The organism is Nonomuraea maheshkhaliensis (assembly GCF_039529435.1).
Lineage (GTDB): Bacteria > Actinomycetota > Actinomycetes > Streptosporangiales > Streptosporangiaceae > Nonomuraea > Nonomuraea maheshkhaliensis.
Genome location: NZ_BAAAMU010000202.1, coordinates 1 through 12,872 on the forward strand (window position 1 = coordinate 1; position 12,872 = coordinate 12,872).

General features: G+C 74.4%; 2 protein-coding genes. Both read left to right on the forward strand.

Annotated features, from left to right (window positions below):
• Positions 1-20: 20 nt before the first annotated feature.
• Positions 21-7,091: an amino acid adenylation domain-containing protein gene (locus ABFX54_RS53935; protein ID WP_346115113.1), complete on the forward strand. Its 7,071-nt coding sequence runs from the start codon at positions 21-23 to the stop codon at positions 7,089-7,091.
• Positions 7,091-12,872, forward strand: a 5,782-nt coding sequence (locus ABFX54_RS53940; RefSeq protein ID WP_346115114.1) for an amino acid adenylation domain-containing protein, incomplete at its 3' end; no start/stop codon positions are given. The genes ABFX54_RS53935 and ABFX54_RS53940, both read left to right, overlap by 1 nt.

Consider the following 12,872-nt stretch of genomic DNA (forward strand, 5'->3'; position numbering starts at 1 on the left):
TGAAGATCCGGGGTTTCCGGGTGGAGCCGGGTGAGGTCACCGAGGTGCTGGCCGCGTGTCCTGGGGTGGGTCAGGTTGTGGTGGTGCCCAGGGAGGACGTACCGGGAGAGGTGCGGCTGGTCGCCTACGTGGTTCCGGCCGGCGAGCAGGCGGGGATCGAGGAGACGGTACGGCGCTTCGCCGGTAAGCGGGTGCCGGAGTACATGGTGCCGTCGGCCGTGGTCGTGCTGGAGCACCTGCCGGTGACCGTGAACGGCAAGCTCGACCGCAAAGCCCTCCCCGCCCCCCAGCACGTCACCACCCCCAGCCGCGAACCGTCCACCCGCGAAGAGCAGGTCCTGTGTGCGGCGTTCGCGCACGTCCTGCGCCTGGACAGCGTCGGGGTGGATGACGACTTCTTCCGGCTCGGCGGCCACTCGCTGCTGGTGATCCGGCTGGTGGAGCGGCTGCGGTCGCGGGGTGTGCCGGTGTCGGTGCGGGCCTTGTTCGAGACCCCGACGGTGGCCGGGCTGGCCGCCGCGGCCGGGCCCCGGCAGGTGGAGGTCCCGCCGAACCTGATCCCGCCCGGCGCGACCGAGATCACCCCCGACCTGCTGCCGCTGGTGGACCTGACCGCCGAGGAGATCGACCGGATCACGGCCACGGTCGAGGGCGGCCCGGCCGATGTGGCCGACATCTACCCCCTCGCGCCCCTCCAGGAAGGGCTGCTCTTCCACCACCTGCTGGCCGACGGCGGCGAGGACGCGTACGTGCTGCGCGCCGTGCTGGAGTTCGACTCGCGGCAGCGGGCGGAACGATTCGCGCAGGCGTTGCAGCGGGTGGTCGACCGGCACGACATTTACCGCACCTCCCTGGTGTGGTCGGGGCTGCGGGAGCCGGTGCAGGTGGTGCGGCGGCACGCCGTGCTGCCGGTCGAGGAAGTGACGCTGGCCCCGGACTGCGCCGACCCCGCCGGCGCGCTGGTCGAGCTGGCCGGATCGGTGATGGACCTGCACCGGGCGCCGCTGATGGACGTGCACCTCGCGGCCGTACCCGGCGATGACCGGTGGCTGGCACTCGTCCGCATGCACCACGTGGTCAGGGACCACACCGCCCTGGAGGTGCTGCTCGCCGAGGTGGCCGCGTTCCTCGCCGGGCAGGGAGCCGGGCTGCCCGAGCCGCTGCCGTTCCGGAACTTCGTGGCGCAGGCACGCGGAGGAGTCGAGGACGCCGAGCACTCGCGGTACTTCGCGGAGCTGCTGGGTGACGTCCAGGAGCCGACGGCGCCGTTCGGGCTGGTGGACGTGCGTGGCGACGGCGCCGACACCGTGCACGAGGTGGTGCCGTTCGGGCGTGAGCTGCACGGGCGGTTGCGTGAGGTGGCCAGGCGGCTCGGGGTGAGCCCGGCGACGGTGCTGCACGTGGCCTGGGCGCGGGTGCTCGCCACCGCGTCGAGCCGGCCTGACGTGGTGTTCGGCACGGTGCTGTTCGGGCGGATGAACGCCGGGACCGGCGCGGACCGGGTGCCGGGCCCGTTCATGAACACGCTGCCGGTACGACTGCGTACGGGCGAAATGGGTGTGCTGGCGGCGGTGTCGGCCATGCGCGGCCAGCTCGCCGAGCTCCTGGAGCACGAGCACGCGTCACTCACCCTGGCCCAGCAGGCCAGCGGGATCGCGGGCGACGCGCCGCTGTTCACCTCGTTCCTCAACTACCGGCACAACACCGGCGCCGGCGTGGACGGGAAGATGGACGGCGTCCGGCTGCTGTCCGTGCGCGAGCGCACCAACTACCCCCTCGTCGTCCTGATCGACGACGACGGCGACAGCACGTCGGTGGCCGTGGACGCGGTCGCCCCGATCGACGCCCGCGGCGTCGGCCTGATGGTCCGCACCGCCGCCGCCAACCTGGTGACCGCGCTCGAACAGGTCCTCGACGGCGGCGAGGAACTGCCGCTGAGCGGCGTGGACACCCTCGACGAGGCCGGTCGGCGGCTGGTCCTGGAGCGGTGGAACGACACGGCGGCCGAAGGGCTTCACGTCCCGGTGCTGGAGCGGTTCGAGGCGCAGGAGCCCGGCGCGGTCGCGGTGGTGGCCGACGGGGTCGAGGTCTCGTACGCCGAGCTGGACGAGCGGGCGAACCGCCTGGCCCACGTCCTGATCGGCGAGGGCGTCGGGCCCGAGTCCGTGGTGGGCGTGTGCCTGGAGCGGGGCGCCGACCTCGTCGCGGCGCTGCTGGGCGTGTGGAAGGCCGGGGCGGCGTACGTGCCGATCGATCCGCGCCAGCCGGTGGAGCGGATCGCGTTCATGCTGGCCGACAGCCGCGCCGTGCTCACGGTCACCAGCGCGGAGCTGGCCGAGGAGCTGCCCGCCGGCCCGAGCCGCATGCTCACCCTCGACGACCCGTTCGCGAGGATGCGCCTCGACATGGCGCCCGCCACCAGTCCCGAGCGGGTGACGCACGGCGGGCAGGCCGCGTACGTCATCTACACCTCCGGCTCGACCGGCCGGCCGAAGGGGGTCGTGGTCACCCAGGCCGGGCTGGCCAACTACGTCGCCTCGGTGCCGGAACGGCTGGGCATGGCGGACGGCCGGTACGCGCTGGTGCAGGGGCAGGCGACCGACCTGGGCAACACCGTGCTCTTCGCGGCTCTGACCAGGGGCGGGCGGCTGCACATCGTGCCGGAGGACGCCGCCACCGACCCGGCGGCGCTGCGCGACCTGAGCGTGGACTACCTGAAGATGGTGCCCTCCCACCTGGCGGCACTGGGCGAGCCGGAGCCGCTGCTGCTCGCTCGCGCGCTGGTGCTGGGCGGGGAGGCGGCGGCGCCGGGCTGGGTGGAAGGCCTGCTCGCGGCGGCGGAGCGGCGCGGCTGCGCGGTGTTCAACCACTACGGCCCCACCGAGACCACCATCGGCGTCGCGACCACCCGCCTGCGGGCCGGCGGCGAGGTGCCGGTCGGGACGCCGGTCGCGAACACCCGCCTGTACGTGCTGGACGAGCACCTGGCGCCGGTGCCCGCGAACGTGACCGGAGAGCTCTACGTCGCCGGCGCGCAGCTGGCCCGCGGCTACCTCGGGCGTGCGGGGCTGACGGCCGAACGGTTCGTGGCCTGCCCCTTCGGCGGCGGACGCATGTACCGCACCGGCGACCGGGCCCGCTGGACGCCCGGCGGTGAGCTGGTCTTCGCCGGCCGGGTGGACGACCAGGTCAAGATCCGTGGCTTCCGGGTGGAGCCGGGCGAGGTCGGCGCCGTGCTGGCCAGGTGCCGGGGCGTGGACCAGGTCGCGGTGGTGGCCCGCGAGGCGGCACCGGGTGACGTACGGCTGGTCGGCTACCTGGTGCCGGTCGATCAGGAGGGCGCGGGCGAACTGCCGTCGGTGGTGCGCGCCTTCGCGGCCGAGCGGCTGCCGGACCACATGGTGCCGTCGGCCTGGGTGGTGCTGGAGTCGCTGCCGCTGACCGCCAACGGCAAGCTGGACCGCCACGCCCTGCCCGCGCCCGACCACGCCGCCGCCACGGGAGCCGGTCGGGGCCCCTCCAGCCCCCGCGAGGAGGCGCTGTGCGCCGCGTTCGCCGAGGTGCTCGGGCTGCCCGCGGTCGGGGTCGACGACGACTTCTTCGCGCTCGGCGGCCACTCGCTGCTCGCCGTCCGCCTGGTGGAGCTGCTGCGCAGCCGGGGCGTCTCGGTGTCGGTGCGGACGTTGTTCGACACGCCGACGGTGGCGGCGCTCGCCGGAACGGCGGGCATCGACCGCGTCACACCGCCGCCCAACCTCATCCCGGCCGACGCCACCGAGATCACGCCGGAGATGTTGCCGCTGGTGGAGCTGACCGCCGAGGAGATCGAGCGGGTCGTCGCCACGGTCGAGGGCGGCGCGGCGAACGTGGCCGACGTCTACCCGCTCGCGCCGCTCCAGGAAGGGCTGCTCTTCCACCACCTGCTCGCCGACGGCGGCGACGACGCGTACGTGATGCCGGCCGTGCTGCGGTTCGACTCGCGGCAGCGGCTCGACGCCTTCCTCGACGCGTTGCGGCAGGTGGTCGCCAGGCACGACATCTACCGCACCTCGTACGTGTGGGAAGGGCTGCGCGAGCCCGTCCAGGTGGTGTGGCGCCGGGCCGCGCTGCCGGTCGAGGAGGTGGTGCTCGACCCACGCGGCGCGGATCCCGTGGCCGAGCTGGTCGCGGCCGGCGGCCGGATCATGGACCTCGGACGGCCTCCGCTGCTCGACACGCATATCGCGGCCGAGCCGGGCAGCGAGCGCTGGCTGGTCCTGGTGCGTGCCCACCACATGGTGCGCGACGGCACCGCGCTGGAAGTGCTGCTCGCGGAGATCCTCGCCATCATGACCGGACGCGGGGACGAGCTGCCCGAGCCGCTGCCGTTCCGCGACTTCGTGGCGCAGGCGCGTGGTGGCGTGCGGAGGTCCGAGCACGAGCGATACTTCGGCGCGTTGCTCGGCGACGTCGAGGAGCCGACCGCCCCCTACGGCGTGGTGGATGTGCGCGGCGACGGCGCCGGCGTCGTGCGCGCGCCGATCGAGGCGGCGCCGGGGCTGGTCGGCCGCCTGCGCGAGGTGTCGCGTCGCCTCGGCGTCAGCCCGGCGACGGTGCTGCACGTGCTCTGGGCCCGGGTGGTCGCGGTGGTCTCCGGCCGGGACGACGTGGTCTTCGGCACCGTGCTGTTCGGGCGGATGAACGCGGGCCTGGGCGCCGACCGCGTGCCCGGCCCGTTCATCAACACCCTTCCGGTGCGCGTGCGCACGGGCGCGATCGGCGCGCGGGACGCCGTGTTCGAGATGCGCTCCCAGCTCGGGGAACTGCTGGAGCACGAGCACGCGCCGCTCACCCTGGCCCAGCAGGCGAGCGGGGTGGCGGGGGACACGCCGCTGTTCACCGCCATCCTCAACTACCGGCGCAACACCGGGCAGGATCTCGGCGCGCGGTGGGACGAGTCGATGGAGGGCGTACGCCTCGTGTACGCGCACGAGCGCACGAACTACCCGCTCGCGCTGCTGGCGGACGACGACGGCGACGCCATCAGGCTGGCGGTGGACGCCGTCGCGCCGATCGACGCCCATGCCGTGGCCGCGCTGGTGCGGACGGCGGCGCAGGGCCTGGTGACCGCGCTGGAATCGGCCCTCGACGAGGAGCCGGATCAGCCCCTGCACTCCGTGTCCGTGCTGGACGAGGCCGAGTGCCGCCGGCTGCTCGCGGAGTGGAACGGCGCGGCGGTGGAGGTGGCGCCCGCGACGCTGGTCGAGCTGTTCGAGGCGCAGGTCTCCCGGTCGCCCGACGCGGTCGCGGTGGCCTCGGGCGAGGTGGAGCTGTCGTACGCGGAGCTGGACGAGCGGGCGAACCGGCTGGCCAGGCTGCTGATCGGCCGGGGCGTGGCGGTGGAGTCGACGGTCGGCCTGGTGCTGGGGCGGGGGGTGGAGTGGGTCGTCGCGGTGCTGGCCGCGCTGAAGGCGGGCGCCGCGTTCCTGCCGCTCGATCCCGTGTATCCGGCGGAACGGATCGCGTTCTCCCTGGCCGACGCGGACGCGGCGCTGGTGGTGACCTCTTCGGCGCAGGCCGGGCGGGGGCTCGGCGGTGTGCGGCAGGTGGTGGTCGACGATCCGGCGGTCGTGGCGGAGCTGGCCGGGCTGTCCGGCGAGCGGGTGAGCGCCCGTGAGCGTGCCGGGCGACTGGCGCCGGGCTGCCTGGCGTACGTGATCTACACCTCGGGCTCCACCGGGCGGCCGAAGGGGGTGATGGTCACCCACGAGGGGGCGGTCAACCTGCTGACGGCGGGGGGATGGCAGGTGGGCGCCGGAGACCGGGTGCTGCAACTGGCCTCGCCGGGCTTCGACGCCGCCTGCTGGGAGGTGCTGGTGGCGTTGTGGTCGGGCGGCTGCCTGGTAGTGGCCGACGCCCACGACCTGCTGCCTGGCGCCGGCCTGGCCGAGGTGGTGGCCCGGCTCCGTGTGAGTCACGCGCTGGTGCCGCCCTCGTCGCTGAGCGTGCTGACGCCCTCCGACCTGGCCGGCGTACGGACGCTGGTGGCCGGCGGCGAGGCGCTGGGGCCAGAGCTGGTGGCGCGCTGGGGTCCGGGGCGGCGGCTGGTGAACGCCTACGGCCCGACCGAGGTGACGGTCTGCTCCGCGATGACGGACGAGCCGATGTCCCGGAACTCCCGGCACTCCGGGGGCTCCCGGAACTCCGGGGAATCTGGGGACTTCGGGGACTCCGGGGGCGAGGTGTCGATCGGCCGGCCCAACGTGAACACCCGGGCCTACGTCCTGGACGACCGGTTGTGCCCGGTGCCGCCGGGCGTGGCCGGGGAGCTGTACCTGGCCGGCGCGCAGGTCGCCCGCGGCTACGCCGGCCGCCCCGGGCTGAGCGCCGAGCGCTTCCTGGCCGACCCCTTCGGCGCCGGGGGCGGGCGGATGTACCGGACCGGGGACCGGGTGCGGTGGACCGAGGACGGGCGGCTGGTGTTCGCCGGGCGCGGTGACGACCAGGTGAAGATCCGGGGCTTCCGGATCGAGCCGGGCGAGGTGCAGGCGGTGGTAGCCGCCCATCCCGGGGTGTTCCAGGCGGCGGTGATCGCACGGGAGGACGTGCCGGGCGTCAAGACCCTGGTCGCCTACGTCGTCCCGGGGAAGGACGACGCGCGGGAGGCCGAGGACGTCGGGTTGGGTGAGGCGGTGCGGGCGTTCGCGGTCGAGCGGCTGCCTGCGCACATGGTGCCCGCCGCCGTCGTGACGCTGGCCGCGCTGCCCGTGACCACCAGCGGCAAGCTCGACCGCAAGGCACTGCCCGCGCCCGCGTACCGGGCGGGCGGCGGGCGCAAGCCGGCCGGCGTCAGGGAGGAGACCCTGTGCGAGCTGTTCGCCCAGGTGCTCGGGCTGCCCGAGGTCGGGGTGGACGACGACTTCTTCGCGCTGGGCGGCCACTCGCTGCTGGCGGTGCGGCTGGCCGGCCGGGTGCGGACCGTGCTCGGTGTCGAGGTGCCGCTGCGCACGCTCTTCACCGCGCGGACGGTGGCCCAGCTGGCACGACAGCTCGGAGACAGGAAGCCGGCCAGACCGGCGCTACGGCCGATGCGTACCCGGGAGGGTTCCTGATGATTCCGTTGTCATTCGCGCAGCGGCGGCTCTGGTTCATCGCGCAGGTGGAAGGCCCGAGCGCGATCTACAACATCCGGATCGCCCAGCGCCTGTCGGGCGAGGTCGACCGGGCGGCGCTGGACGCGGCGCTGCGAGACGTGATCGGCCGGCACGAGGTGCTGCGCACGGTCTTCCCCACCGTGAACGGTGAGCCCCATCAGCACGTGCTGCCGCCGTCCGAGCTGGACTGGGCGCTGACGACGGCCGAGGTGAGGCCGGAGGAGCTGGACGCGGCGATCGGCGCGGCCGTGGGGCACGCGTTCGACCTGTCGGCCGAGGTGCCGGTGCGGGCGTGGCTGTTCTCGGTGGCGGCGGACGAGCACGTGCTGGTGGTGGTCGTGCACCACATCGCGGGGGACCTGTGGTCTTTGGGGCCGCTGGGGCGGGATGTCTCGGCGGCGTACGCGGCCCGCTGCGAAGGGCGGGCGCCGGAGTGGGAGCCGCTGCCGGTGCAGTACGCGGACTACACGTTGTGGCAGCGGGAACTCCTGGGTGACGAACGGGACCCGGAGAGCGTGTTGTCGGAGCAGCTCGCGTACTGGCGCGACGCTCTGGCCGGGGCGCCGGAGGAGCTGGCGCTGCCGGTGGATCGGCCGCGCCCGGCGATGCCCTCCTACCGGAGCCACAGCGTGCCGGTCGAGGTGCCGGCCGGGGTGCACGCCCGCGCGGTGGAGCTGGCCAGGGCCGAGGGCGTGACCACGTTCATGGTGGTCCAGGCCGCGCTGGCGGTGCTGCTGTCGCGCCTGGGAGCGGGCACGGACCTGCCGCTCGGGCTGGCCAACGCCGGGCGTACCGACGAGGCGCTGGAGGACCTGGTCGGCTGCTTCGTCAACACGCTGGTGGTACGGGCCGACCTGTCGGGGGATCCGACGTTCCGCGACCTGCTCGATCGGGTGCGCGAGGCCACCCTGGCGGCCTTCGACCACCAGGACGTGCCGTTCGAGCGGCTGGTGGAGGAGCTGGCACAGACGCGGTCGATGGCCCGGCACCCGGTGTTCCAGGTCATGCTGAACCCGCAGAACACCGGCGAGGCGTCGCTGCGGCTGCCCGGCGTGCGCGCCGAGGAGCTGCCGCCCGGTGACTCGGCGGCCAAGCTCGACATCGAGGTACTGGCCGGCGAGGTCTTCGACACGAACGGCGCGCCGGCCGGGCTGCGCGGCCGCATGCTGGCCGCCGCTGACCTGTTCGACCGCTCCTCGGCCGAGCTGCTGGTGTCCCGGCTGGTGCGGGTGCTGTCGGCGGTGACCGCCGAGCCGTCGGTACGACTGAGCGAGGTGGACCTGCTCGACGCCGCGGAACGGCGGCGGGTGCTTGAGGAGTGGAACGGCACCGGCAGCGCCACCGTGACCGCCACCGGCAGCGCCACCAGCACCGGCGGCGACACCGTCACCGGTGCTTCGGTCGTGGCGGCGTTCGAGGCTCAGGCGGCCAGGACGCCCGACGCGGCGGCGGTGCGGTGGGTCGGCGGCGTGATGTCGTACGCGGAGGTGCGGAAGCGGGCCGGTCGGCTGGCACGGGTGCTGGCGAGCGAGGGCGTCGGCCCCGAGTCGGTGGTGGGCGTGTGCCTGGAGCCCGGGCCCGAGGCGGTCGTCGCGGCGCTGGCGGTGTGGCAGGCGGGAGCGGCCTGCCTGCCGATCGATCCCGCTGATCCGGCGGGACGGATCGCCTTCATGCTGGCCGACAGCCGGGCCACGCCGGCGCTCACCAGCGCCGACCTCGCGGCGAAGCTGCCGGGAGGATCGGCGCGACCGCTCGCGCTCGGCGACCTGGAAGCGGAGCGGCGGTCGGCCGAGGGGCCGGTGCGGCTGCTCGTGCTCGACGCCCCGGAGACCGAACGGCGGCTGGCGGAGGCTGCTCCCACCCGGCTGGAGCACGTGCCGGCCCCGGATCAGGCGGCGTATGTGCTCTACGAGCCCGGTCCCAAGGGTGTGGTGGTGACGCATGCCGCGCTGGCGAATCAGGTCGCGTGGGCACCCCAAGCGCCCATGCCGGGCCTTTGGGCGCAACTGGTGTCCGGGGCGGCGGTCGAGGGAGGGCCTGCGCATCGGGGCGCGGGCGGGATGGAGGAGTGTGTCCAGGACGGGCGGCCGGTCGCGAACTGCCGGATGTACGTGCTGGACGAGCGCCTGCGGCCGGTGCCGCCTGGTGTGCCGGGTGAGTTGTATCTCGCGGGAGCCCAGGTGGCACGCGGTTACGTGGGCAGGCCGGGTCTGACGGCGGAGCGGTTCGTGGCCTGCCCGTACGAGCCGGGCGCCCGCATGTACCGCAGCGGCGACCTCGTCCGCTGGGCCGCCGGTGGACGCCTGGAACACCTCGGCCGGACCGACGACCAGGTGCGGATCTGCGGATTCCGGGTCGAACCGGGCGAGGTGGAGTCGGTGCTGGCGGCGCACCCGCAGGTGTCGCGGGCCGCGGTGGTCGCCCGTCAGGACGCCTCCGGTGACATAAGCCTGGTGGCCTACGTCGCGGGCACGGACGTGCGGCCCCGCCTGCTGCACCGCCACGCCGCCGACCGGCTGCCCAGGCACCTGATGCCCGCGGCGGTGGTCGTGCTCGACGCGCTGCCGCTGACCCCGGCCGGCGAGGTGGACCGCGCGGCCCTGCCGGCCCTGGACCAGGAGGAGCCGAGCCGGGGCCGGGCCGTGGCCACGCCGCTGGAGGAGCAGTTGTGCCGGGCCTTCGCCGACGTGCTGGGGCTGGACGGCGTGGGCGTGGACGACGACTTCTTCCGGCTGGGCGGCCACTCGCTGCTGGCCGTGCGCATGATCAGCCGGATCCGGGCCGAACTGGGCACGGAGGTGCCGCTGCGCTGGCTGTTCGAGACGCCGTCGGTGGCGGCGCTGGCGGCCCGGATCGGCGAGGCGGGAGCGGCGCGCAAGGCGCTGCGGGTGGTGGAGCGGCCGGAACGGGTGCCGCTGTCGTTCGCGCAGCAGCGGCTCTGGTTCATCGGCCGGCTCGAAGGGCCGAGCGCCACCTACAACGTGCCCGCCGTGCTCCGCCTGTCCGCCGGGGTCGATCCCGTGGCGCTGGAGGCGGCGCTGCGGGACGTGATCGAGCGGCACGAGGTGCTGCGGACGGTCTTTCCCGAGGTGGACGGGGAGCCGTACCAGCGGGTGGTGCCGTCGGCCGAGCTGGAGTGGGAGCTGGCGACGCCCGAGGTGGCGCCGCAGGAGCTGGACGCGGCGGTCGGCGCGGCCGTGGGGCACGCGTTCGATCTGTCGGCCGAGGTGCCGGTGCGGGCGTGGCTGTTCCCCGCGTCACAGGACGAGCACGTGCTGGTCGTGGTCGTGCACCACATCGCCGGTGACGGCTGGTCGATGGGGCTGCTCGCGCGGGACCTGTCGGTGGCGTACGCGGCCCGCCGCGACGGGCGGGCGCCGGACTGGGAGCCGCTGCCGGTGCAGTACGCCGACTACGCGCTCTGGCAGCGGGACCTGCTGGGCGAGGACCAGGACGAGGACAGCGTGATCGCCCGGCAGCTCCGCCACTGGCGCGACGCGCTGGCCGGCGCGCCGGAGGAGCTGGCGCTGCCGGTGGACCGGCCGCGCCCCGCCGTGCCCTCCTACCGGGGGCACACCGTCCCCGTCGAGGTCCCGGCCGGGACGCACGCGCGGCTGGCCGAGGTGGCGCGGGCCGAGGGCGTCACGACGTTCATGGTGGTGCAGGCCGCGCTGGCGGTGCTGTTGTCGCGGCTCGGCGCCGGCACCGACGTCCCGATCGGGTCACCGAACGCGGGACGCATGGACGAGGCGCTGGACGACCTCGTCGGCTTCTTCGTCAACACCCTGGTCCTGCGCACCGACCTGTCGGGCAATCCGACGTTCCGCGAGCTGCTGGGCCGGGTGCGCGAGTCGAGCGTGGCCGCCTTCGACCACCAGGACGTGCCGTTCGAGCGGCTGGTCGAGGAGCTGGCCCCGGCCAGGTCGATGGCCCGGCACCCGCTGTTCCAGGTGCTGCTCACCCTGCAGAACACCGGCGAGGCCGCGCTGCGGCTGCCCGGCGTGCGGGTCTCCGAGCTGCCGGTGCACGAGCCGCCGGCCAAGTTCGACGTGGAGCTGAGCCTGACCGAGTTCGCCGGCGCCCAGGGCGAGACGCCGGGGCTGCGCGGCACGCTGCGGGCAGCCGCCGACCTGTTCGACCGCGAGAGGGCCGAGCAACTGGTGGCACGGTGGCTGCGGGTGCTCGACGCGCTGACCGCCGAACCCGGCACCCGGCTGGGCGACGTGGACGTGCTGGACGCCGATGAGCGGCACCGGGTGCTGGAGCAGTGGAACGACACCGCCGCGGACCGGCCGGCCGGCACGCTGGCGGAGCTGTTCGAGGCGCGCGTGGCCGCGCTCCCGGACGAGACGGCCGTCGTGGGCGACGGGATGGAGCTGACCTTCGCCGAGCTGGACGCGCGCGCGAACCGGCTGGCACGGCTGCTCGTGGCCCGTGGCGCCGGGGTGGAGTCCGTGGTCGGGGTGTCGCTGGAACGCGGCGTCGATCTGGTGGTCGCGCTGCTGGCCGTGCTGAAGGCCGGGGCCGCCTACCTGCCGGTGGATCCCGACTATCCGGCCGAACGGATGGCGTACCTGGTGGAGCAGGCCGGCGCGGTGTGCGTGATCACCTCGTCCGGAGTGCGGCTGCCCGGCGGGATCGCGCGGGTCGTGCTGGACGATCCGGCGGTACGGGCGGAGCTGGCGGCCCAGCCCGGCCAGGCGTTGACCGCCGTGGAGCGTGGCGGTGTGCTGACCGGCGCGAACGCGGCTTATGTGATGTTCACGTCGGGTTCGACGGGGCGGCCGAAGGGTGTGGTGGTGCCGCATGCGGGTGTGGTGAATCGGCTGGCCTGGATGCAGGAGCGGTTGCGGTTGCCGCAGGGGACTCGGGTGTTGCAGAAGACGTCGTTCGGGTTCGACGTGTCGGTGTGGGAGTTCTTCTGGCCGCTGCTGTGGGGTGGCGTGCTGGTCCTGGCCCGGCCCGGCGGGCATCGTGACGCGGCTTACTTGGCTGAGGTGATTCGCCGTGAGCGGGTTGATGTGGCCCACTTCGTCCCGTCGATGCTGGAGGCGTTCCTGGCCGAGCCCGCCGCCGCGCAGTGCGGCGGGCTGCGGTGGGTGGCCTGTTCCGGTGAGGCGCTGCCGGTGCACGCGACGCGGCGCTTCGCCGAGGTACTGGGCGGGGTGGGGCTGGAGAACTACTACGGGCCCACCGAGGCGTCGATCGAGGTCACCGCGTGGCGGTGCCCGCCCGGCTGGGACGGGTCCTCGGTGCCGATCGGGCGGCCGGTGGCCAACACGCGGGCGTACGTGCTGGACGAGTTCCTCCGGCCGGTGCCGCCCGGCGTCGTCGGCGAGCTGCACATCGCCGGGATCCAGGTGACCCGCGGCTACACCGGCCGTCCCGGGCTGACGGCCGAGCGCTTCGTGGCGTGCCCGTTCGGGCCGGGCGGGGAGCGCATGTACCGGACCGGCGACCGGGTGAGCTGGACGGCCGACGGCGAGTTGCTCTTCGCCGGGCGGGCCGACGACCAGGTGAAGATCCGCGGGTTCCGGGTCGAGCCGAGCGAGGTCGGCCTGGTCCTGGCCGACTGTCCCGAGGTGGGGCAGGTGGCGGTGGTGCCCAGGGAGGACGTGCCAGGGGACGTGCGGCTGGTCGCCTACGTGGTTCCGGCCGGTGAGCAGGAGGGGATCGAGGAAGCGGTGCGGCGGTTCGCCGGTGAGCGGGTGCCGGAGTACATGGTGCCGTCGGCCGTGG